This window comes from Amycolatopsis kentuckyensis (genome assembly GCF_002155975.1).
In the GTDB taxonomy this organism is placed as follows: Bacteria; Actinomycetota; Actinomycetes; order Mycobacteriales; family Pseudonocardiaceae; genus Amycolatopsis; species Amycolatopsis kentuckyensis.
Window position 1 is genome coordinate 1 of record NZ_MUMI01000262.1, and the last position, 22,241, is coordinate 22,241.

Annotated in this window: 21 protein-coding genes and 1 pseudogene; 9 read left to right on the forward strand and 13 right to left on the reverse strand. The window is 71.4% G+C overall.

Translation table 11 applies throughout. The annotated features are described in order from the left end of the window. The first annotated feature begins 140 nt into the window (after nucleotides 1-140). The gene (locus CCN39_RS24720; RefSeq protein WP_086845770.1) at nucleotides 141-647 is read left to right on the forward strand and encodes a DinB family protein; all 507 of its coding nucleotides are present in this window, start codon (nucleotides 141-143) and stop codon (nucleotides 645-647) included. Next, the gene (locus CCN39_RS24725; RefSeq protein ID WP_086845772.1) at nucleotides 647-1,570 is read left to right on the forward strand and encodes a squalene cyclase; all 924 of its coding nucleotides are present in this window, start codon (nucleotides 647-649) and stop codon (nucleotides 1,568-1,570) included. Before CCN39_RS24720 ends, CCN39_RS24725 begins: the two co-directional genes overlap by 1 nt. On the opposite strand, the pseudogene CCN39_RS24730 reads toward CCN39_RS24725, so the two are convergent. Beyond that, nucleotides 1,568-1,766: pseudogene (locus tag CCN39_RS24730) on the reverse strand (integrase core domain-containing protein); the annotation flags it as partial. The gene CCN39_RS24725 and the pseudogene CCN39_RS24730 overlap by 3 nt on opposite strands. 198 nt (nucleotides 1,767-1,964) lie before the next feature. Beyond that, nucleotides 1,965-3,125, reverse strand: a complete 1,161-nt coding sequence (locus CCN39_RS24735; RefSeq protein ID WP_086845774.1) for a DUF1015 family protein — start codon at nucleotides 3,123-3,125, stop codon at nucleotides 1,965-1,967. Nucleotides 3,126-3,246: 121 nt separating this feature from the next. Between CCN39_RS24735 and CCN39_RS24740 the strand changes: the two genes are divergently transcribed. Further along, nucleotides 3,247-4,752, forward strand: a complete 1,506-nt coding sequence (locus CCN39_RS24740; RefSeq protein ID WP_086845776.1) for an MDR family MFS transporter — start codon at nucleotides 3,247-3,249, stop codon at nucleotides 4,750-4,752. Nucleotides 4,753-4,754: 2 nt separating this feature from the next. Here CCN39_RS24740 and CCN39_RS24745 read toward each other — a convergent pair whose 3' ends face one another. Further along, a complete protein-coding gene (locus CCN39_RS24745) occupies nucleotides 4,755-5,636 on the reverse strand; it encodes a TIGR03854 family LLM class F420-dependent oxidoreductase (RefSeq protein WP_086845778.1) in 882 nt (293 codons plus the stop codon). Nucleotides 5,637-5,689: 53 nt separating this feature from the next. Continuing rightward, nucleotides 5,690-6,127: a MarR family winged helix-turn-helix transcriptional regulator gene (locus tag CCN39_RS24750; RefSeq protein ID WP_086845780.1), complete on the reverse strand. Its 438-nt coding sequence runs from the start codon at nucleotides 6,125-6,127 to the stop codon at nucleotides 5,690-5,692. Nucleotides 6,128-6,212: 85 nt separating this feature from the next. Here CCN39_RS24750 and CCN39_RS24755 point away from each other — a divergent pair, with 85 nt between their 5' ends. Next, complete coding sequence (locus CCN39_RS24755; RefSeq protein WP_086845782.1) at nucleotides 6,213-6,590, forward strand: DUF5313 domain-containing protein; 378 nt, start codon at nucleotides 6,213-6,215, stop codon at nucleotides 6,588-6,590. A gap of 21 nt (nucleotides 6,591-6,611) precedes the next feature. Then, complete coding sequence (locus tag CCN39_RS24760) at nucleotides 6,612-7,547, forward strand: RluA family pseudouridine synthase (protein WP_086845784.1); 936 nt, start codon at nucleotides 6,612-6,614, stop codon at nucleotides 7,545-7,547. An 18-nt stretch (nucleotides 7,548-7,565) separates the two neighbouring features. On the opposite strand, the gene CCN39_RS24765 is transcribed toward CCN39_RS24760, so the two are convergent. Beyond that, complete coding sequence (locus tag CCN39_RS24765) at nucleotides 7,566-8,144, reverse strand: polysaccharide lyase family 7 protein (RefSeq protein ID WP_167455170.1); 579 nt, start codon at nucleotides 8,142-8,144, stop codon at nucleotides 7,566-7,568. A 239-nt stretch (nucleotides 8,145-8,383) separates the two neighbouring features. Here CCN39_RS24765 and CCN39_RS24770 point away from each other — a divergent pair, with 239 nt between their 5' ends. After that, nucleotides 8,384-8,959 (forward strand): dihydrofolate reductase family protein, encoded by a 576-nt coding sequence (locus CCN39_RS24770; protein WP_086845788.1) that lies wholly within the window; start codon nucleotides 8,384-8,386, stop codon nucleotides 8,957-8,959. A gap of 75 nt (nucleotides 8,960-9,034) precedes the next feature. Continuing rightward, nucleotides 9,035-9,661, forward strand: coding sequence for an alpha-ketoglutarate-dependent dioxygenase AlkB (locus CCN39_RS24775; RefSeq protein ID WP_086845790.1), 627 nt, complete (start codon nucleotides 9,035-9,037; stop codon nucleotides 9,659-9,661). Nucleotides 9,662-9,663: 2 nt separating this feature from the next. Here the strand turns inward: CCN39_RS24775 and CCN39_RS24780 are convergent, their stop codons facing one another. Genes CCN39_RS24780 through CCN39_RS24795 form a run of 4 tightly spaced genes read right to left on the reverse strand, consistent with a single transcriptional unit; the run spans nucleotide 9,664 to nucleotide 13,912 of the window. Continuing rightward, entirely contained in the window at nucleotides 9,664-10,941 is a 1,278-nt protein-coding gene (locus tag CCN39_RS24780; RefSeq protein WP_167455168.1) for a cytochrome P450, read from the reverse strand. A gap of 53 nt (nucleotides 10,942-10,994) precedes the next feature. Continuing rightward, entirely contained in the window at nucleotides 10,995-11,639 is a 645-nt protein-coding gene (locus CCN39_RS24785) for a class I SAM-dependent DNA methyltransferase (RefSeq protein WP_167455169.1), read from the reverse strand. An 11-nt stretch (nucleotides 11,640-11,650) separates the two neighbouring features. Next, the gene (locus CCN39_RS24790; protein WP_086845794.1) at nucleotides 11,651-12,244 is read right to left on the reverse strand and encodes a hypothetical protein; all 594 of its coding nucleotides are present in this window, start codon (nucleotides 12,242-12,244) and stop codon (nucleotides 11,651-11,653) included. A gap of 9 nt (nucleotides 12,245-12,253) precedes the next feature. Next, on the reverse strand, nucleotides 12,254-13,912 hold the full coding sequence (locus CCN39_RS24795) for a peptide-N4-asparagine amidase (RefSeq protein WP_086845796.1): 1,659 nt from the start codon (nucleotides 13,910-13,912) through the stop codon (nucleotides 12,254-12,256). 130 nt (nucleotides 13,913-14,042) lie between these two features. Between CCN39_RS24795 and CCN39_RS24800 the strand changes: the two genes are divergently transcribed. Continuing rightward, nucleotides 14,043-15,038, forward strand: a complete 996-nt coding sequence (locus CCN39_RS24800; protein WP_086845797.1) for a LacI family DNA-binding transcriptional regulator — start codon at nucleotides 14,043-14,045, stop codon at nucleotides 15,036-15,038. A 10-nt stretch (nucleotides 15,039-15,048) separates the two neighbouring features. On the opposite strand, the gene CCN39_RS24805 is transcribed toward CCN39_RS24800, so the two are convergent. Further along, entirely contained in the window at nucleotides 15,049-15,666 is a 618-nt protein-coding gene (locus tag CCN39_RS24805; RefSeq protein WP_143264136.1) for a hypothetical protein, read from the reverse strand. Between the two features lie 161 nt (nucleotides 15,667-15,827). On the opposite strand from CCN39_RS24805, the gene CCN39_RS24810 reads away from it, so the two are divergent. Beyond that, nucleotides 15,828-17,036: an MFS transporter gene (locus CCN39_RS24810; protein WP_086845857.1), complete on the forward strand. Its 1,209-nt coding sequence runs from the start codon at nucleotides 15,828-15,830 to the stop codon at nucleotides 17,034-17,036. A 47-nt stretch (nucleotides 17,037-17,083) separates the two neighbouring features. Here CCN39_RS24810 and CCN39_RS24815 read toward each other — a convergent pair whose 3' ends face one another. The 3 genes from CCN39_RS24815 to CCN39_RS24825 are packed head-to-tail and all read right to left on the reverse strand — an operon-like array spanning nucleotide 17,084 to nucleotide 22,205. Beyond that, a complete protein-coding gene (locus CCN39_RS24815) occupies nucleotides 17,084-17,974 on the reverse strand; it encodes an ROK family protein (RefSeq protein WP_086845801.1) in 891 nt (296 codons plus the stop codon). Then, nucleotides 17,971-20,784, reverse strand: coding sequence for a glycosyl hydrolase 2 galactose-binding domain-containing protein (locus CCN39_RS24820; protein ID WP_086845803.1), 2,814 nt, complete (start codon nucleotides 20,782-20,784; stop codon nucleotides 17,971-17,973). Before CCN39_RS24820 ends, CCN39_RS24815 begins: the two co-directional genes overlap by 4 nt. Next, a complete protein-coding gene (locus CCN39_RS24825; protein WP_086845804.1) occupies nucleotides 20,781-22,205 on the reverse strand; it encodes an APC family permease in 1,425 nt (474 codons plus the stop codon). Before CCN39_RS24825 ends, CCN39_RS24820 begins: the two co-directional genes overlap by 4 nt. Between the last annotated feature and the right edge of the window lie 36 nt (nucleotides 22,206-22,241).

A 22,241-nucleotide genomic window follows, 5' to 3' on the forward strand; every position in this document is an offset into this window, starting at 1 on the left:
TGCACGAGGTACCTCGTGCACCGCTTTCGCGAGCATCGGCCGCACGGGCGGCATGACGGGCAAGTCCACGGCGCGAGCTTAAGACACGGGTACGACAATTCCCGGCGAACGACGGGGCCGGGCGTGATACACACTCCTTCGTGACCACCGAACGGCCCGCCCCGCCCCTGACCGGGGGCGAGCGCGAAATGCTGCGCACCTTCCTCGACTTCCACCGCGCCACCCTCGCGATGAAGTGCGACGGACTGTCCGACGAGGACCTCCGCCGCGCGTCGAGCCCGCCGTCCACGCTGTCGCTGCTCGGCCTGGTCCGGCACATGGCCGAGGTCGAGCGCACCTGGTTCCGCCGGGTGATCAACGCCGAGGACATCCCGCTGCGCTGGTCGGACGAAGGCGACTTCCAGGCCGCCTACGACGCGAGTTCGTCGACGCGCGCCGAAGCCTTCGAGGCCTGGCAGGCCGAGGTAGAGCAGTCGCGCAAGATCGAAGAGGCGGCGGAGTCCCTCGACGTCACCGCCCACCAGCCGCGCTGGGGCGAGGACGTCTCGCTGCGGCTGGTGATGCTGCACATGATCCACGAGTACGCCCGGCACAACGGCCACGCGGACTTCCTGCGCGAGGCGATCGACGGCGTCACGGGAGCCTGATGGACGTGCTCGCCTGGTTGCGCGACTCCGATCCGGCCCTGCGCTGGCAGGTGGAGCGCGACCTGGCGGGCGAGCCGCCGTCCGTCTGGGAAGCGACGCGGGCGCGGATCGCGTCGGAGGGGTTCGGTGCCCGCCTGCTGGCGGCGCAGGACCCCGACGGCCGGTGGGCGGGCGGCGCGTTCTTCCCCGCCGACTACCACGGTGCCGAGGACCAGCCGTGGACGGCGACGACGTGGACGTTGAACGCCCTCCGGGAATGGGGCCTCGACGCCGCCGTCCTGCGCGGCACGGCCGAGCTGCTCGACCGGCACTGCCGCTGGGAGTACGACGACCTGCCGTACTGGGGCGGGGAAGTCGACTGCTGCATCAACGCCTGGACCCTCGCCAACGGGGTGTGGCTCGGCGCGGACGTCGCCGGGATCGCCGAGTGGTTCGTCGAGCACCGGCTGCCCGACGGCGGCTGGAACTGCGAGTGGGTCGAAGGCTCGGCGCGTTCGTCGGTCCACTCGACGCTCAACGCGCTCAAGGGTCTGCTGGCGTACGAGACGGCGACGGGCGGCACCTCGGCCTCCCGGGAAGCGCGGCTGGCCGGAGAGGAGTACCTGCTGGAACGCGGGCTGTTCCGCCGGCTTTCCACGGGTGCGCCGATCGGACCGTGGGTGACGGAGTTCGGCTACCCGTTCCGCTGGCGCTACGACGTGCTCAACGCCGCATCCTACTTCCGCGACGCCGGCCGCCCGGACGAGCGGCTGGCCGAGGCGATCGCGCTGATCCGCGCGGCCCGGCAGCCGGACGGGACGTGGCTGCAGCAGCGGACGGACGCCGGCCGGGTGTGGTTCGCCGTGGACGTCCCCGCCGGGCAGCCGTCGAAGTGGCTGACGCTGTTCGCGACCCGGGTCCTGAACTGGTGGGACGCCCGTTAGCCGGGTGACCGGCGGCTTGCCGCCGGTTGAGGTGTGGGGTCGGTGATGATTGTAGAAGTGCAGCCGGCCTGGTAGCGCAGCCTGGCGCTGGGGCTCAGACGGGTAGAAGCGGGCGTAGGCCCAGCCCCTCGGCCGGGGTGCGGTGGAACCGTTCGATCTTGCCGTTGGTCTGCGGCCGGTAGGGCCGGGTCCGTTTCGGGGTGCTCCCCAGATCGGCGCAGGTCCGCCATCCCGGCCAGGCCCTCGGTGCGGTAGCGCTGCGCCCACTTCGCGGCGGTCTTGGATGCGACCATGAACATCTTCGCTGCTGTGGCGGGGGTCCAGCCTTGCTCGACGATCAGCCGGGCCAGCCGCAGCCGGGGGCGTGGGGTCAGGGTGTCCCTGGACAGCACAGCTAAAGCTCCGCCAGCACGAGCCCGCTGCGCGGCTTCGGCGTGAAGTAGGTGGCCTTCCGCGGCATCCGGCGGCCGGCCGCGTGCACGGCGAGGACGTCGGCGTACCCCACCGGGGCCAGCAGCACCACCGCGTCCGCGTCCGGGGGCAGCGGGCGCCCGGCCGGGAGCGGGCGGACGCACGGCCCGTCCGGGTCGATGCCGAGCGCGCGGGCGAACAGGACCTGCTCGACGATCTCGTGGTCGATCACCGGCCGGGGGCCGTCCGGGGCCGGGAGCGGCACCCGCAGCACGGCCGCGCCGGCGCGCACGACCGCCTCGCCGGTGACCGGCACCGCGTGCTCGTCGTAGCGGACGTCCAGGCCGGCCGCGCACCAGCGCGTCACCAGGTCCTCCGGGCCGAGGCCGGTGCCGGTGAGGACGCGGTGGATCGCGCCGATCTTCAGGGCCGGTCCCGCGGTGACCAGGGCGAGCAGGGCGCCGTGGCCGGCCGCCGCCGCGGCGGCCACGCGGTGGTTGCCGTCGGCGACCAGCAGGTCCGTGCCGGCCACCGCGGCCAGCAGGCGGCTCTGCAGCGGTCCTTCGGGCACCACCCAGAGGTCGTGCCGACGGCCGGCGGCGTCCGAAGTGGACAGATCGGGCAGGCCGAGGCCGGCGCAGGCCTGCTCGACCTGCTCGGTCAGCTCCGGGCCCCCGGCGGCCGGGACGAGCAGCGCGGCGCTCGTCGCGCAGCCCAGGCCGGCGAGCACCGCGGCCCGTTCGGCGACGACGTCGGGGTAGACGTCCTCGGTGTGGCGGACGCGCGCGGCGCCGTCGTCGGTCACCGCCGCCGGGTCGACCAGGCAGAGCAGGCCCAGCGCCACCCCGTCCGGCCCTTCCACGCGGTACGGGGCGACGATGTCGCGCACCGGCCGGTAGAACCGCTTGCGGAGCCGTTCGAGCACGGCGCGGGCGACCGGCACGGCGGCCGTCAGGTCGAGACCACGGGCCAGCGCCGCGGGTGTCCGGGCGGGGTGCTGCACGGCCAGCAGGCTGTCCGCGGCGCCGGGCGCGGCCAGCGCGGCGATCACGCGCTCGGGCTCGGCGAACTCGTCGACGTCGGGGCCGGGGACCGCCTCGCGGACCACCCAGCCCCGCCCGATCGGCCGGATCCAGTCGCTCATCCTGACCATCTTGCGCCACGGGCGTCCGGAAATTCGCTGGGGCCGGTGCCACCGGGATGGAATGCTTAGGACTGCAAAGTAGTTGACCCCGGTCATGACCGTTCCGAGGAGCACCCCGCCGATGACGACATCCGCCGCCACCACGGGGGTCGGCTTCCGGTCCGAACGCGGCCCGGTCCTGATCGCGGTCATGCTCAGCACGGCGCTGGTCGCGCTGGACAGCACGATCATCGCGACCGCGGTGCCGTCGGTGGTCAAGGACCTCGGCGGGTTCGCGCAGTTCCCGTGGCTGTTCTCGATCTACCTGCTCACCCAGGCCGTGACGGTGCCGCTCTACGGCAAGTTCGCCGACGTGCTCGGCCGCCGTCCGGTGATGTTCTTCGGGATCGCGGCGTTCCTGGTCGGCTCGGTGCTGTGCGGCGCCGCCTGGAGCATGCCGGTGCTGATCGCCGCCCGCGCGGTCCAGGGCATCGGCGCCGGCGCGATCCAGCCGATGTCGATGACGATCATCGGCGACCTGTACACGGTGGAGGAACGCGCGCGGGTGCAGGGCTACGTGGCCAGCGTCTGGGGCGCGGCTTCGGTGGTCGGCCCGACACTCGGCGGCCTGTTCGCCGAGTACCTGGACTGGCGCTGGATCTTCTTCATCAACCTGCCGCTGGGCGCGATCGCGGCGTTCATGCTGTTCCGCGGCTTCAGCGAGCGCGTGGAGCGCAAGCCGCACAAGGTCGACTACCTGGGCGCGAGCCTGCTCACCCTCGGCTGCTCCCTGATCATCCTCGGCCTGCTCGAGGGCGGCGTCGCGTGGGCGTGGGGTTCGCTGCCGAGCGTGGCGATCTTCGTCGCGGGCGCGGTGCTGCTGGTGGTGTTCGTGCTGGTGGAGAAGCGCGCGGCGGAGCCGGTGCTGCCGCTGTGGGTGTTCACGCGCCGGGTCCTGGTGGGCGGCAACCTGGTGGCGCTGGTGGTCGGCGCGGTCCTGATGGGCCTGACGTCGTACCTGCCGACGTACGCGCAGGGCGTGCTCGGCGCGGGCGCGCTGGTGGCGGGGTTCGCGGTGGCGGCGCTGACGGTCGGCTGGCCGATCTCCGCGTCCCTGGCCGGCAAGATCTACCTGCGCATCGGTTTCCGCGACACGGCGTTGATCGGCAGCGTGTTCATCATCGCCGGGGGTGTCCTGGTGGCGTTGCTGGGCGCCGGTTCTTCGCTGTGGGCAGCGGCTTTCGCGGCGTTCGTGCTCGGGATCGGGCTGGGGTTGGCGGCGAGCCCGACGCTGGTGGCGATCCAGTCGGTGGTGGGCTGGGACCGCCGGGGCGTCGTGACGGCGACGAACCTGTTCAGCCGGTCACTGGGCAGCGCGGTGGGAGCGGCGGTGTTCGGGGCGATCGCCAACGCGACGCTGGCTTCGCGGTTCGCTTCGCCGCCGCCGGGAGTGGGTCCGCTGCCGCCTTCGGTGGACGCGACGAGCCTGGTACTGGGCGGCCACGCGGACTCGCCGGCGGCGGTGTACGTGCGCGGGGCGCTGGCCGAGGCGACGCACTACGTGTTCTTGGGGCTGCTGGCCGTGGCCGTGCTCTCGGTGGGGGCGCTGTTGCTGATGCCGCGGAAGACCGAGCAGCTGGAGTTCTGAGCTCAGTTCTGCAGTGGCACCAGTTCCGCCTGAAACTTCTCCAGGAAGCCGTCGAAATCGCCGTGCGCGGGCCGGATCACGAACTTCGACAGGCCGGCTTCGATGTGCTGCTCCACCAGCCGGCGGGCCTCCGGCCAGCTCGTCGCCACCAGGTCCGTCAGCGGGACGCCGGGGCTGCGGCGGGCCGCCACCGCCGCGAGTTCGTCCGGGATGCCCCGGTCCGCGACGGCCAGGCTGAGCCCGAAGTGGTCCTCCTCGATCTCGCGGCCCGCCTCCGCCGCCGCCCGCTGGATCGCGATCCGGGCGTCGCGCGCCTGCGACGGCGTGTGGAAACTGCCGAGCCAGCCGTCCGCGAGGCGGCCCGTGCGGCGCAGGGCCGCCGGGGCCGATCCGCCCAGCCAGACGTCGAGGCGCTTCGCCGGGCGCGGGCCGAGGCGGACGCCGTCCACCTGGAAGAACTCGCCGTGGAAGGAGACCTCGTCCTCCTCCAGCAGCCGGCGGAGCAGCACCAGCGACTCGTCGAACACCGCGGCGCGGCGGCCCGGCGGCACCGGGAAGAGGCCGGCTTCGGCCGCGCGGGCCGGACGGAGGCCGAACACCGGCAGCACCCGCTTGGGCGCGAGCCCGGCCAGGGTGAGCAGCTGCTTGGCCACCAGCACCGGGTGCCGGCCGGGCAGGATCGCGACGCCGGTGCCGACCTTCAGCTTCGACGTCCGCGCCAGCGCGTGCGCCATGCCGATCATCGGGTCGACTTCGGGCGAGTGGACCAGCTCGGACAGCCACAGCGAGTCGATGCCCGCGTCCTCCAGCCGGGCCGCCAGCCCGGCGAACTCCGCCGGCCCGGTCCCGGCCGCGGGCGCGACGCCCAGCCTGATCTTCAGCAAGATTCCTCCCGGAAGGCTCTCCGGGAGCAACGCGCCGGGCGGCCGGGAATTCCTCAGGCGGTCGCGTCGATCACGCGGGTCAGCACGCCGTGCAGGGCTTCCAGCTCGGAGACGTCCATCCCGAGCGTCTCGACCACCTTGTACGGGATCTTCTCCGCCTCCGCCCGCAACGCCCGGCCGGCCTCGGTCATCTCGACCGTCAGCTGCCGCTCGTCCGAACGGTTGCGGCCGCGCGTGACGTACCCGAGGGCCTCCAGCCGCTTGAGCAGCGGCGACAGCGTCGCGGGTTCGTGGCGCAGGGCCGCGCCGAGGTCCTTCACCGAGCGCGGCGACCGCTCCCACAACGCGAGCATCACCAGGTACTGCGGATGGGTCAGGCCGTACGGCTCGAGCAGCGGCCGGTAGATCGCGATCACGCTGCGCGAAGCCACCGACAGCGCGAAGCACACTTGCCGGTCCAGCTTCAGGGGGTCCCCACCCAGGTCGATCATGGCCCGATCCTACTGTGTCGTCGATCGCGCTAATGATTAGCGCACTAAGCATTAGTGTACTATCAATCCTATGGAACGACCGAGTGTGCTCCGCTGGTTCGGGTACGCCGTGGGCGTGCGGCTCCCCGAGCGCTACAACGACTGGGTGCTGCACGACGCGACGTCGAAGCACTGGCGCGCCCGGTTCGTGCTCCAGCGGTCGATCGGCATCGCCCCGCTGTGCGCCGTCTGGCTGCTGCTGCCCGGCTCGATCTGGCTGCGGCTCTCGCTGGTCCTGATGGCCGCCCTGGTCGCGTACTTCTACTCGTGCGCGTACATGGAGGAGAGCGTCGAGCACCGGCTCGGCCGGCAGGGCTTCCCGCACAACACCGGGCGCCGCATCCGCGCCGAGGCCGCCGAAGCGAAGAACGCCGAGGTGACCGCCCGCTACCTCGCGCGCTACCGGACGTCGCCGGAGGGTTAGGCACGGTTACAGTCGGGGACGATGAGACGCAAGCTCCGCCCGCCGATCCCGCCCCGCCACGGGCTGGAGCCCGCCCGGCTGAAACTGCCCGACGGCGAGTGGCCGACACTGCTGGCGCACCTCGTCGACCGGCTGCCGCGCGTCGCGCCCGATCGCATCGAGCAGATGCTGCGCGAAGAGCGCATCCACGGTACCGACGGCCCGCTCGGCATCGACACGCCGTACGCGCCCGGCTCGTTCATCTGGTTCCACCGCGACCTCCCCGACGAGGTGCCGGTGCCGTTCGCGATCGACGTCGTGCACCGCGACGAGCACCTGCTCGTCGTCGACAAGCCGCACTTCCTGGCGACGATCCCGCGTGGGCAGCACATCCTGGAGACGGCACTGGTGCGGCTGCGCCGCGAGCTCGACCTGCCGCACCTGTCCCCCGCGCACCGGCTGGACCGCGTCACCGCGGGGCTGGTGATGTTCGTGATCACGCCCGAGCTGCGCGGCAAGTACCAGACGCTGTTCCGCGACCGCCGGGTGCACAAGGAGTACGAGGCGATCGCGCGGTACGACCCGGCTTTGCCGCTCCCCCGGACCGTCCGCAGCCGGATCGTGAAGGACCGCGGGGTGCTGGCCGCCCAGGAGGTGCCGGGCGAACCGAACGCCGAGACGTACGTCGACCTGCTCGAACACCGTGACGGCCTGGCCCGGTACCGGCTGGTCCCGTCGACCGGCCGGACCCACCAGCTGCGCGTGCACCTGAGCGGCCTCGGCCTCCCGATCCTCGGCGACGACTTCTACCCGGAGCTGCGCGAGAAACCCCTGGGCGACTTCACGAAACCGCTGCAGCTGCTGGCCAAGGTCCTCGACTTCGACGACCCGCTGACCGGCGCGCACCGCCGGTTCACCAGCCGGCGGCGGCTGTCCGCCTGGGACGACCCCGAGGCCTGGGCGGCGCCCCCGGCGTGAACCGGGGACGCCGCTGCCTCACTTGTGCCAGAACTTGATGCCGCTCCACTGCACCGTGATCGGCCCCGCGCCGCTCGCCGTGCGGTAGCTGCCGAACTTGTCGTAGTAGCTGCCGGCCGGGCTCGAGACCGAGTCCTTCTGCGAGCCGTTGATGTACACCTTGTGGGTGCTGCCGACCTGGTTGATCGTGTTCACCCGGACGCTCGTGCCCACGGTCGCCCCGGTGGCGATGGTGTTCCCGCCGTGCACGGCGTAGAGCCGGCCGCCCTTTTCCACCGCCAGCATGAAGAACGGGCCGGCGTCGGAGCCGTCCCGGAAGGTCTGCTTCAGGCTGATCCGGCTCCCACCCATGCTGGTGATCTTGAAGGAGCCTTCGAACTGGTGGGTGCCGCCGGTGTAGGTGGTGTAGCGGCGTTCCGCGCGCTGGTCGCCGCTGCCGGTCGAGCAGGTGAGCTTGAAGGTCAGCCCGGAGATGTCGCCGCACCCCCGCTCCTGCTCGGAGTAGCCCGGCGAGTCCGCGATCCACGGACCCGTCCCGACCTGGGCGTCCGCCACCGGGGTCAGCACCGTGAGCCCCAGCGCCGCCGCCGCGAGCACGCCCGCACCGTGAAGTCTGCGCACCGTCAACCTCCTGTGTCACTCGAGGCGGCGGTCGCCCGGTAAGGTCCAGACCTTTATCCGGCGTGTCAGTGACTGTACGAGCCCGCGCCTCGGCGAACAAGACCCACTTTCCGCCGCCGCGGTGTGTCGGAAGTTTTCCGCGCGTGCCGTGTCGAATCCGGCCCGGCCCGTTCGACAGACTTGCGGAAGCAGGATCGACCACCGAGGAGCACCACATGCGCACCCTGATCTCCACCTCGTTCGTTTCGCTCGACGGCGTCGTCGAGGCCCCCGGCGGGGAGCCGGGCTACCGCAACGCGGGCTGGACGTTCAAGGACATCGAGTTCGACCCCGCCGCCTACGCGATCAAGGGCAGCGAGCAGGAAGAAGCCACGGCACTGCTGCTCGGCCGGGTCAGCTACCAGGCGTTCGCGCCGGTCTGGCCGGGCGTGACCGTGGAGTTCGCCGGGTACAACGCGATGCCGAAGTACGTCGTGTCGACCACCCTCACCGAGGCGGACCTGGTGGACAACTGGGGCGAGACGACGATCCTGCGATCCCTGGACGAGGTCGCGGCCCTGAAGGAGACCGAGGGCGGCCCGATCATCGTCAACGGCAGCGCCACCCTGAACCGCGCCCTGGCCGACGCGGGCCTGATCGACCGCTACCACCTGCTGGTCTTCCCGGTCCTGCTCGGCGCGGGCAAGCGGCTGTTCAGCGAGACCGACAAGGACAAGCAGAGCCTGAAGCTCGTCGAGAGCGAGACCTACGGCAACGGGATCCAGAAGCTGGTCTACGACGTCACGCACTGATCGCGGCCGGGGTCCGGCCGGTTTCGCGATGATTCACGTAGAACACCTGTTCGAACATCGTGTACGGTCGGACCCATGACGACCCCGGCCCTGCAGGCATCGCTGTTCGGCGAGTCCGGCCCCGTCACGCTGCACGCCCTGGCGCCCCGCCGGACCGGACTCGGCTCCGGCGCGTGGGTCGACGTGCAGCCGGGCTGGCTCGCCGGCGCCGACGAGGTGTTCGCCGACCTCGCCACCGGCGTCCCGTGGCAGGCGGAGCGGCGGAAGATGTACGACCGCGTCGTCGACGTCCCCCGGCTGCTGTGCTTCTACGGCGAATCGGAGCCGCTCCCCCACCCGGTGCTGGCGGAGGCCCGCGCCGCGCTGAGCGAGCACTACGCGAGCGAACTCGGCGAGCCGTTCCGCACGGCGGGCCTGTGCTACTACCGCGACGGCCGTGACAGCGTCGCGTGGCACGGCGACACGATCGGCCGCGGCAGCACCGAGGACACGATGGTCGCGATCCTCTCGGTCGGCACCGCACGCCAGCTGGCCCTGCGCCCCCGCGGTGGCGGCGAGTCCCACCGGTACGCCCTCGGCCACGGCGACCTGATCGTGATGGGCGGCTCGTGCCAGCGCACGTGGGAACACGCCGTCCCGAAGACGACCCGGGCGGCCGGGCCGCGGATCAGCATCCAGTTCCGGCCCCGCGGGGTCCGCTGAGCTCAGTCCACCAGGACCGGAAGCTCGTCCAGACCGTACACAATGGACACCTTGCGGAACGACAGCTGCTCCTCCGGCACCGCCAGCCGCAGGTTCGGGAAGCGGCGGACGAGCGCCGGGTACGCCGTGCGCAGCTCCATCCGGGCCAGCTCCGCGCCGATGCAGCGGTGGATGCCGTAGCTGAACGCCAGGTGCGACGTCGGGTCGCGGGTCGCGTCGAACGTCTCCATGTCCTGGCCCAGCTTCGGATCGCGGTCGGCCGCCGACAGCGACACCAGCACGATGTCGCCCTCGGCGATGTGCACGCCGCCGATCTCCATGTCCTCCTTGGCGAACCGGGGGAACGCCATCTGCACCACGGTCAGGTAGCGCAGGAGCTCCTCGACGAAGCGGTGGACGGACTCGTCGTCGCCGCGGACGGCGTCCATCGCCTTCTCGTCGCGCAGCAGCACCAACGCGCCGAGCGCCAGCATGCTCGCCGTGGTCTCCAGGCCGCCGGTGAGCACGCCGTCGGCCAGGCCGGCCAGCTCGCGGTCGTCGATCTCGTCGCCGTGCTCCTTGATCAGCATGCCGAGCAGGCCGTCACCGGGCTGTTCGCGCTGCTTCTTGACGATGTCGAGCAGGTAGGTCAGCGACTCCGACATCGCGCCCAGCGAGGCGCCCGCGCCGCCGAAGAGGTCGAAGCGCGCGGTGCTCAGCCGCTGGAAGTCTTCGCGGTCCTCATAGGACACGCCGAGCAGCTCGCAGATGGTCAGCGACGGGATCGGCAGCGCGAACGCCTGCCACAGGTCGACCGGGCCGTCGGTGGCGGCCATCGCGTCGAGCTGCTCGGCGACGATCTCGTCGATGCGGGGCGCCAGCCGGTTCAAGCGGCGCATGGTGAACTCCGGCGTCAGCAGCTTCCGCAGCCGCGTGTGCACCGGCGGGTCCGCGAAGCCGAGCCCGCCCGGGTTCTGGTCGGCGGTCACCCCGGCGTTGCCGACGAGGTTGGCGAAGTCGCTGGAGAAGCCGGTGGCCTTCCCGAGAACGGCCTTCGCTTCGTCGTAGCCGGTGACGAGCCAGGCGTTCATCCCGAACGGCAGGTCGAGCTTGCCGATCGGCGCCTCGCTCCGCTGCGCGGCCATCGCGGGGACCGGGTCGAGGCCGTCCCGCTTCAGCGGCAGCAGCGCCGAATCAGGCAGCAGGGACGACATCTTTTCGAGGTCGAAGCCCTTTTTCGACTGCCGGGCGAGGTAGCGCCGGCCGACCCAGCCCAGGACCCGTGAGCGGAGACTCCCCATGGGACCGACAGTACCGTACTAGCCCGATCGGGTGACGGGAAGCGAGACGGGGTTCACCCCGGCTTGCGGGCCAGCAGGCAAGCCTGCGGCGTCTTCTCGTACGGCCCCTGCGGCGCACGGACCAGCCGCGCTTCGACGGTCAGCCCCGCGGCGACGCACAGGTCGGCCACGAAGTCCGGCTGCAACCGGTACGCGTCGAAGGAGACGTCGTGGCCGTAGCCGTGCGTGATGTGCCGGCGCTCGTCGCCGACCTGGAAGCCGGTCAGCAGCCGGCCGCCCGGCGCGAGCACCCGCGCCAGCTCCGCCACCACCGCCGGCAGCTCCTCCGGCGGGGTGTGGATCAGCGAATACCACGCCACCGCCCCGGCCAGGTCGCCGTCGCCGAGGTCGAGGGCGGCCATCGACCCGACCTCGAAGCGCAGGCCGGGGTGCGCCCGCCGGGCCGCGTCGACCATGCCGGGCGAGAGGTCCACGCCGAACACGTCCAGCCCGAGCGAGGCCAGGTACCCGGTCAGCCGGCCCGGGCCGCAGCCGAGATCACCGACCGGGCCGCTTCCCTTGACGAGTTCGGCGAAGGTCCCCAGCATCGCCCGGTCCCACGGGCTTTCGTCCAGCAGGTCCCGCAACTGCTCGGCGTACGAGTCGGCGACGGTGTCGTAGGCGATCCGGGTCTCGGTCACGAAGGCGGGTTCGGTCACGAGCCGGGACCCTATCGGTCCGCATCGGCCGGCCCCGGACGTTCCGCCGGAGTGTCCACGCCCAGTTCCGCGCGGACTTCGCCGAGGAACGCGTCCCTGGCGCGCTCGGCCTCGCGCAAGGCAACTCCTCGGGAGTGGCCGTCAACACCGTCGGAGGTGACGGTGATCCGCGCGCCGACTGTCGCCCGCGCCAACTCGTCGGCCGCCGCCCGGATAAGGGGTGAAGCGAGGATGTCGACGACCGCGTGGAAGGACCCGGCGGCCTGCGCGTGCTTGCTCATGAGGGTCAGAAACTCGCCAGTCGGTCCCTTGTGCTCCAGCGCCTCCACATACTTCAGCAGAGTTCTAAGGTAATCGTCGGCTTCCTTGAGCAGACCCGCATAAGCGTCCTTGCGCTCCTGCGACCAGTGCAGCGTGATCGCGTGAGCCCGCTCGGCGGCCAGCCGTTCATTCTCCCGCCGGTGCCGCAGCTCCTCCCGCGCCGCTTCGCGCTCCCACCGCCGGTCTTCCCGGCGGCTGTTGATCAGCTGGCCGGTCACGACCCCGAGCAAGCCGATGATCCCCACGACGATCGGTACCCAGACCGAAACCTGACCGGAAGGCATGCCGGAAGACTAGTGCGGCGGCAGCTCCCGGTTCTCGGTGATCAGCCCGTGCTCACTGGCCACGTAGTGGAAGTACGGCCGGCCAAGGTCGTCCGCGCCGGTGAAGAGCGTCTTCGAGCGGCCGTCGGCCTCGGTGTTCACGCCGTTCGTCCGGGCCAGCACGCCGGAGGAGGCCAGCCACTCCCGCGACGCGCGCGCCGGGCGCCAGTTCCGGCCGTCACCGGTGAAGTCGCCGAGGATCTTCGTCATGTCCACCGAACCCGAGATCCGCAGGTTCTGGTCGTCGGTGATGTTCGCGGTCGCGTCGGTCGTCAGCGGGTACGACCACGTGTGCCGGGCCGCCGACCGCACTCGCCCGGCCACCGTGGACACCGACGTCTGCTGTCCCGAATCGCCTTGCACGACGTGCTGGGCGAAGCCGCCGCCGGTGACGTCGTCGCTGTTGCGGTAGTCGCGAGTCCGCTCGACCCGGGTGTACACGCGGCCGGCGGAGGTGTCGACGTAGCCGGCCGTGACGTCGTGGCGCTGGGCGGTGACCGTGACGTTCACGCCGCCGGAGATGTCCTTGACCGTGGTCTGCCGCACCGGCGCGGCGGCGACGTCGTGCTGCGTGAGGGCACCGGACGTCCGCGCGGCGTTCTGGTCGGTGTAGAGCAGGAGCGTCGGGACGACGGTGAATTCGCCGCCGATGTCCGGGAAGGAGAACGAGAGGTCGTGGGTGCCGCCGTCGACGAGACGTCCCGCGAACGGCGTGACGTCGTAGGTCTCGGCGTGCAGGCTGAAGGTGTCGATCGCGACGATCGGCCGCCACAGCTGCGGCACGATCCCGCCGGAGTAGATGTGCGGGAAGGTGAACGCGCTCCCCGCGGCGATCCCGTCGATCGCGAAGTTCGCCTCGCGGTACGGCCCCTTCCCGCAGAGGCCGGCCGCCGGGTACTTCGCGGCGACGGTGTCGGGGACGTCGTCGAACCACTGCTCGTCGCAGGCGTGGCCTTCGAGTGTGACCTCGAGGTAGGCGCGGGTGATGTTGCGCGGCAGGCCCTGGGCGGTGAAGTGCACGGTGGGCGCGGCGGGCGTCGCGTCGGCGTGCCCGAACCCGGCGACGTGGCCGGGTGTCTCGGGCGCGGGGTGCTTGCCGTCGGCCTGGTAGTAGGTGAGCGTCACGGTCTGGGCGTAGACGCCGGTGTAGATCGGCGAGGTGTAGTTCTCGACGCCGCCGTGGAAGGGCTGCGGCGTCCGCAGGAGCGCGCTGTAGGGGGTCAGGTCCTTGTCGAAGTGGTAGGTGATCGCGCGGCGGCCCTCGCCGCTGGGCTCCTCGGTCGTCCCCCACCAGACTTCGGTGCCGCCGATCCGCAGGTCGCCGATCCGGTCGTACTGCCGCCCGCTCACGGTGACGGTCTGATCCATGACGACCTTCGCCCACGGCCCGGGGCACGCCTTCGGCGGCGCGAGGGTGCCTTCGTAGTACTGCGGGCTGCCGTCGGCGGCGTTGGAGCGGAAGGCGTCGGCGAGCGTGACGGTGCAGTGCGGGGTACCGGGCCGGGTGACCGCCGGCGCGGCGGTGACGGGATTGTCGGTATCACCTTCCACAATGGGCGAAGCCGCGGCGACCGCCCCGGAGAACACCCCCATCAGCACCAGCGACAGGACGATCGTGAAGATCCGCACCCGGACTCCTCCCAGTGGCAGGCACACCCGGCTGGAGCCTAGCGGCGCGATCATCCGACCAAGGTCGGTAATCGGCTTCTGAAACGTTTCAGATCGTGCTAGGCTCACCCTTCTTCAGCGAGGGGGTCCGGTGGTCGGCATCAAGGACGTCGCGAAGCGGGCGGGCGTCTCGATCGGCACGGTGTCCAATGTGGTCAACCGGCCGCACGTGGTCGCGGCCGCGACGCGGAGCCGGGTGCTTTCGGTGATCGAGGAGCTCGGCTACGTGCGGGACGAGTCCGCGCGGCAGCTGCGGGCCGGGCGCAGCCGCGTCATGGGGCTGCTCGTGCTCGATCTCGGGAACCCCTTCTTCGTCGACGTCGCGCGCGGGGCCGAGCAGGCCGCGCACGCCGAGGGCCTCAACATCATCACCTGCAACAGCGGGCAGCGGTCCGAACTGGAAGCGTCCTACCTGGCGATGTTCGCCGAGCAGCGGGTGCGCGGGGTGCTGCTGAGCCCGGTCGCAACCTCCGGCGAGGCCCTGCGGACCTTCCGGCGCACCGGCACGCCGTACGTCTTCGTCGACCGCAAGGCCCCGGCTTCGGAGGCGAGTTCCGTCTCGGTCGACGACGTCGCCGGCGGCGCCCTCGGCGGACGGCACCTGCTGGAGACCGGGCACCGGCGGATCGCCTTCGTCAACGGCCCCGCCATCCTCACCCAGTGCCGCGACCGCGAGCAGGGCCTCCGCACCGCGCTGAGCGGCTCCGGCGCCGAGCTGACCGTGCTGGAGGCGATCGGCCTCGACGTCTCTTCCGGCCGCGACGCCGGCGCGCGCCTGCTCGGGACGAGCCCGCGGCCGACGGCGGTGTTCTGCGCGAACGACCTGCTCGCCCTGGGCGTGCTGCAGGCGATGGTCGGCGCGGGCGTCCGCGTCCCGGACGAGATGGCGATCGTCGGCTACGACGACATCGAGTTCGCGGGCGCGGCGGCGGTCCCGCTGACGTCGGTCCGCCAGCCCGCCCGCCGGCTCGGCCGCACGGCCGCGGAACTGCTGCTGGCGGAGACGTCGGACACGAAACCGGAACGGCAGGCCGTGGTCTTCACCCCGGAGCTGGTCGTCCGCGAATCGACCCGGGTGCGCCGCTGAACCCCGCGGCTCAGGTCGCGGCGAACAGCCGGTAGTTCAGGACGATGTACCCGGTGTGGTCACTGGACACCTTCACGTCGTTGCAACCGACCCAGCCGACCTTGCCTTCGGAGGTCCGCATGCAGAACTGGCTCCCGGGGAACAACACGGCCGGTCCGCCCGGGGCCGGCTTGTCGTTGGCCACCGCTTTGGGACAAGCGGTGCTCGCCGCGTTCTCGCCGCCGTTGTAGTAGTACATCGCCGACCGGCCGACCATCAGCCCCGAGTCGCCGAAGGACAGGTCGACGTCCCCGTTCGGGCCGCTGGTTTCGACGGCGCGGGGGTCGGCCGCGTCGAGGTCGACGCCGGTCCCGGAGGCGAGCCGCACCTGGGTGGACACGTCGCTCGCCTGCGCCGCGCCGGTCGAGGCGGGCGGGGCCCCGTGGCCGGGCGCCGTGGTGGTGACCGTGACCGTCCGGGGCGGGACCGCGGCCGCGCCCTGGTCGCTGCCGACCTTGTAGGCCGCGAACAGGCCGCCGATCAGCGCGGCGATGACCGTGGCCATGGCGGTGACCAGCGTGCCGCGGCGGTTGATGCGCGCCGCCTGGACCGCCGGGTCGACCTGCTCGCGTTCACTTCGCCTGGCCAACTCGGTCCCCTTCGGGTGCGGACGCGCACCGGCACGCGCCACGGGAGAGGAATCTCGGATTCGCGCCATATCGTTACGACGAAGCGGTTGAGGAACCTTTCTCCCGGCACCGGCCGCTAAATCGGTTGGGATTCACCGAGCGGTTCGGCAAGCTCGGGGTCATGGCGTCCAGGTGGGTGCGGCTGCAGGCCGTCGCGGTGTCCGGTTCGTCCGCCGAAGGCCTGATGCTGGCCGCCATCCCGTTGCTCGCCGTCTCCGTCACCACCGATCCGCGCGAGGTGTCGCTGGTCAACATCGCCGGGCAGGCGCCGTGGCTGCTGCTCTCCCTGTTCGCCGGGGTGCTCATCGACCGGGTGCGCCGGACGACCGTCCTGGCGTGGGCCTACGCCGTGCAGATCGCGGCCGCGGTCGTGCTCGCCGCGGTCGTCTCCCTCGGCCTGCTCAGCCTGCCGGTGCTGCTGGTGGTCGCCTTCTTCGTCACCTCGGCGCAGGTGCTCGGGGACGGCGCCAGCGGCGCGCTGGTACCGGAACTCGTCGGCCCCGACCGGCTCGCCCACGCCAACGCCCGGCTCACGGTGATCGACCGGGGTGTCGTGCAGTTCGTCGTGCCGCCGTTGACCGGCTTCCTGATCGCGGTCGGCGCCGGTGCGCCCGCGTGGCTGGCTGCGGCCTGTGCGTTGCTCGCGCTGGTGCTGGCCCGCCGGATCCCGTCCCAGTCCGTGGTGGCCGCGACGACGCACCCGCTGCGGGACCTCTCCGGCGGGCTGCGGCACCTGGTGCGGACGCCGCTGCTGCGGTCGATCACGATCAACGTCGCCCTCGGCTCGTTCGCCGCGAGCGCCGGCAACTCCATGTTCGTGCTCTACGCGACGCAGGTGCTGCACGTCGGGCCGGTCGGCTACGGCCTGCTGCTCGCCTGCCTCGCCGTCGGCTGGGTCGCGTCGTCGTTCGTGGTGCAGAAGGTGGTGGACCGGCTCGGCTACTCGTGGTCGATGCGACTCTCGCAGAGCTCGGGCGCCGTGGTGACGCTGCTGATCGCCCTCGTCCCGCCGTGGCCGCCCTTGGTGGGCGTCGTGCTGGTGTCCCTGACGGCGTCCGTGCTGATCTGGAACGTCTGCTCGCAGTCCAGCCGCCAGCGCTTCACGCCCGCGCCGCTGCTGGGCCGGGTGCTCACCAGCCATCGGGCGCTGGCCTGGGGCCTGACGCCACTGGGCGCACTGGCCGGCGGTCTGGTCGCGGCGCACTGGGGCCTGCGCGCCGTCTGGGTGATGGGCGCCGGCGTCCAGGCCGTCAGCGCGGTTCTCGTGTGGTTCCAGCTCTCCCCCGCCGCGTTCCGGCGGACCGAAGAGCTGGCCGCCGCCCAAGCCTGAAACCGGGTGGTGCGCCGGGTCGGGGCACCGGCACACCACCCGGACGCCTAACCGCCCAGGGCCAGCGCCACCGCGCCCAGCAGCGCGGCGTCCTGGTCGAAGCGGGCGGCCACCAGCTGGGGCGGGAACGGCACCGCGTGCGCCAGCCGGTCCGCCAGCGCCGGCAGCAGCACGTCCGCCGAGCGGACGAGCCCGCCGCCGACCGCGATGCGTTGCGGGTCCAGGACGATCGCCAGGTTCGCCACGTGCATCGACAGCTCGTCGAGCGCGGCCGTCACCAGCTCCTTGGCCTCGACGTTCTCCTTGGCCAGCGCGAACAGTTCCCCGGCGGTGACCGGGCGGCCGAGCAGTTCGCTCGCCCGGCCGCCCAGTCCACGCCCACCGACGGCTTCCTCGAGCGGCGCCGCTCCGCTCGCGAAACCCTCGGTGTCCTGCGGCGAGAGCAGGTTGTACCCGATCTCGCCGGCAGCTCCGTTGGCGCCGGTCAGCAGCCGGCCGCCGATCAGCACCGCCGCCGCGATGCCGGTGCCCAGGGACAGGAACACGGCGGGATCGGCCCCGGCCAGCGCGCCCCAGCGCCACTCGGCCAGCGCCGCCGCCTTCGCGTCCGTGCCCACCGAGATCGGCACGGCGGGGAACTCGGCGGCCACCTGCTCCGCCAGCCGCAGCTGTTCCCACCCCGGCACGTTCGGCGCGAGCAGGATGCGATCCGGCAGCACGATCCCCGGGCTGACGACGCCGATGCAGGCGGGCACCGCCCCCTCGTCGGCCAGGAGCGCCCTGGCCGCGGCGAGCGCGCGCACCACCACCTGCTCGGCTCCCGCATGCGCGTCGGTGTCCAGCCGGCGCGTCGCCAGCAGGGTGCCGTCGCGATCGGCGAGCCCCAGCGCCACCTTCGTGCCGCCGAAGTCGATCCCGAGAATCCGATCCTCGCTCACGCGTGCGCCCCTCCCGTCCCCCGCACCACGATCCGGCCGGTGTTGAACCCGTCGACGCTGATCACCGGCGCCGCGCCGCGCAGGTCCGCGGCCCGGTAGGTGACGGTCAGCGTCTGCGACTGGCCCGGCCACAGCGTGATGTCGTTGTCGTCCCAGGTCGCGTTCGCGAGCTGGTTGTCCCCCGGCGCTTCCCGGCCGTCCGGCGTGCCGCGGCGGACGTCGGCCCGCAGGAAGAACGCCGCGCCCGGCGTCGTCGAGGTGTTGGTGACCGTCACCGTGGTGACGAGGCCCGAACCGCTCGGGCGCGTCGCCGCCACCGCACTGACCTGCGACTTCGGCTGGTTCTGCAAGGCCTGCAGGTTGCCGTACTGCGAGAGCGTCGCCTGCGGGTTGCCCAGGGTCTTGGCCCAGTCGACGACGTCCTTCTGCGTCGAGAGCCAGTAGACGTTCCGGTCGACGACCTTCCCGCCCTGCTTCACCTGCAGCTCGACGAAGTAGACCTGCGCGGGCGCCGGTGCCTTCGTCTCGGCGGGCACCTTCGGCTTCAGCACGCCGGTCTTGACCCCCTGGCTACCCAGCGAAAGGCCGGAAGCGGTCTGGTCGTCGAGAACCTTGCCAGCGGTGTCGAGCACGCGGGCCTGCACCGAAAGCCCGGACTGCGTGGCCGCACCGAGGTTGTCGAGGGTGACGGACCCGTTGTCGTAGCCGTAGATCGCGTGCAGCGGCTTGTTGGCCTTCTGGGCGCCGAAGTACGCGCCGGCCTGGTCGCCGTCGTCGTTGTAGAGCGACCACAGCAGCGTCGGCCAGCCCTTGTTGAGCTGCCAGTAGACGACGCCGGTCGAGGGGTTGGCCTTGTCCGTCGAGTGGTGCAGGAACGCCTCGAACTGCGAGCGCGTGTTCTCGTAGTTCGCGATGTTCGCCAGGTCCACATAGGACTTGAGCGAGGTCCACTTCCCGTACCGCCGCGCGATCGACTGGTCGAGCGTGTACAGCGTGCCGAACGCGTAGCCGCCGTGGCCCGGCTCGAAGTTCGCGTGGTACTGGTTGTACGCCGGGTCCTGCCACAGCTTCGCCTGCTCGGCCGGCGAGAGGAACCGCTTGATCGAATCGAGCGTCGGCACGGTGTGCCCGGCGCTCTGCTCGCTCGCGAAGCCCCAGGCGCCACCCGCGTTCGTGCGGGAGGAGTCCTCGGCGTCGAAGTGCGAGCTGTCGTACCAGTAGGACGGCGGGACCCAGTCGTACGGGCCTTCCTTCTCCCCGGACTGGCCGAGCGTCGGCGTGCTCTTGTACTCCGCGGAGGCGATCACCGGTACCTGGAAGTCGGCTTCGGCGAACGCCTTGAGCGTCTCGGACTCCTGGCGCGGCACCGGCTCGTTGTCGCTCCAGCCGTAGTTGAAGACGCTCGGGTGGTTCCGCTCCAGCTGCGCGATCGTGTACGCCGAGTCGTGCATGATCCGGTAGTCGCGCTCGGTCAGCGTCGAGGCGTCCTCGGGCTGCCAGGCGTCACAGCACAGGAACCCCCCGATCACCAGCAGCCCGGCGCGGTCGGCCTGGTCGTAGAAGTCCGGCGGCATGTCGTGGCCTTCGAGCCGGACGCCGGACAGGCCCAGGTTCTTGATCAGCGCGATCTGGTGCGCGGTGTCGGCCTTGTCGTAGCGCAGGAACAGGTCCGGCGCGAACCCGCCGCCGCGGAACACGAAGTCCTTGCCGTTGATGGTGAACTGCCGCGCGCCTTCGGGCAGCGGCGCGGACTTGCCGACCAGCCGCGAGGTCACCGTGCGGATGCCGAAGGTGCTCTTCGACGACGTCGACAGCACGCCGTCCTGCGAGACCGCGGTGGTCAGCGTGTACAGCGGCTGGTCGCCCATCGAATACGGCCACCAGATCCGCGGGTGCGCGATCTTCACCGGTGCGAAGGCCACGGTCCGCTTGGTGTTCGCCGGGATCGTGACACGCTGCTCGACGACGATCGGCGCGCCCGCGGGCGGGGTGACCGTCGCGGCGACGTCGCCGGTCTGCGGGGTGGCCGCGTTGTTGGTGACGTCCAGCTTCACCGTCAGCTTCGAGCTGGACAGGTCGGGCGCGTTGTCCTGCACGACGTGGGCGTTGTCGCCGGTCAGCGCGTCGGAGACCTGCAGCGTCGGCGGGAACTGGATGCCCGTGTTGTTGTCGGGCGGGATCTGGCCCCAGTCGACCTGGTCGAGGGTGTACATCTTCAGCGGGTCGTTCGGGTAGACCTTGATCGCCAGCGTGTTGCGGCCCGGCTTCACCAGTTTCGTGACGTCGAAGGTGTGGCCGGCGAACGCGCCGCTCACGACGTCCTTCGTGGCGACGAGCGTGCCGTTCACCCAGACGTCGCCCTCGCCGACGATGCCCGGGACGGTCAGCTTCGCGTGCTGCCCCGGCCGGATGCCGGGGGTGAAGTCGGTGCGGTACCACCACGGGTCGGAGAACGGCTTCGTGACCACGGGGCCGAGCTTGTCGACGTACCCGAAGCACTTGCGCATGGTGTCGGAGTAGAAGACGTCCGGGCACTTGCCGTTCTGCACCAAGGCGTTGATCTCGGTGCCCGGCGCGCCCGCGTCGTCCGGCTTGACGGGCAGCCAGCCGCGGGTGGCGTACCCGGGGGTGGAGACCTTGTCGCCGCCGTCCTCGACGCTCGCCGTGGTCAGGACCTGCCAGCCCTGCAGGCCGATCGTCGTGAGGCCGTGCGGCTTCGCGAAGTCCTGCTGCGCGGACGCCGGCGCGGCCACGCTCAGCACGCCGGGCACGAGGAGCAGCGCGGCGAGGACCGCGAGCTTCCGGGTCATGCCTGAGCCCCTTCCGGTTCGGTGGCGAAGGCTTCCTTGATTTCCTTGGGCCCGAACGGCCACGTGTTCTCGGCCTTGGCGTAAACGAGGTAGGCGACCGCGCCGATGGCGATCCAGCCCAGGGACAGCCCGATGGACAGCCATTCGGCCGACTTGTAGATGTACACCCAGCCGATGAGCGCGATGATCGTCGGCACCGGGTAGAGCCACTGCCGGTAGGGCCGCCTCAGGTTCGGCTGCCGGCGGCGGAGCACGACGATCGCGGCGACCTGGGCCAGCGACTGGATGATGACGAGCGTCGCGACCGCCGCGTTGATCACCGTGGTCAGAGTGAACAGCGAGCCGATGATCGTGATCGCGCCCATGGTGAGCACTCCGGCGGTCGGCAGGTTGAGCTTCGGGTGCAGCTTGCCGAACACCGGCAGGAACACCTTGTCGCGCGCGGCCTCGAACGGCACCCGGGACCCGCCGAGCAGCCCGGCGAACACCGACCCGATGGCGGCGATCACGATCAGCACGGTGATGGCCTTCGCGGTCCCGGTGCCCCACACCTGTTCCAGCACCGACGACGCGACCGACTTCGCCTCCTTCAGCTGGTCCAGCGGGATCGAGCCGAGCACGCCGACCTGCAGCAGGAAGTACAGGCCCATGATGCCGAGGATCGAGAAGATGATCGAGCGGGGCAGCGTGCGGCCCGGCGTCCGCACCTCGCCGCCGAGGTAGGCGGAGGTGTTGTAGCCGAGGTAGTCGTAGATGGCGATGATCAGGCCGGCACCGAGGCCGCCCCAGAACGTGCCGCCGCCGAAGGAGCTGAACGCGCCCGGGGTGAAGGCGAACGCCTGCGCCGCGCTGAAGTGCGAGAACGCTGCGACGATCGTCGCCAGCACCGCGACGAGCATGATCACGAACAGGACCGTGGTGAGCTGGGAGATCTGGCCGATCTTGCGGAACAGCGCCAGGACGATCACCAGGGTGATGCCGATGCCGATGATCTTGCCCAGCGGGGTCGTGCCCGCGTCGTCGGTGACGCCGGGGATCAGGTAGCCGAGGTACTGGACGAGCCCGATGATGCCGGTCGACATGATCAGCGGGATGAACAGCACCGCGCTCCACACGAACAGGAACGGCATCAGCCGTCCGGTGCGGTACTGGAAGGCTTCGCGCAGGTACAGGTAGGTGCCTCCGGCGCCGGGCATGGCGGCGCCGAGTTCGGCCCAGATCAGCCCGTCGGCCAGCGCGACGATCGCCCCGATGATCCAGCCGAACATCGCCTGCGGGCCGCCCATGGTGGCGACCATGGCGGGGATCGTGACGAACGGGCCGATCCCGCACATCTGGGTCATGTTGATCGCGGTGGCCTGCAGCGGCCCGATCCGGCGCTCCAGGGCGGGCGGTTCCCCGGACCGAGTGGGTGAACTCACGGCGTGCCTCCGACTAGTAGTTAGTAAAGTTTCTTA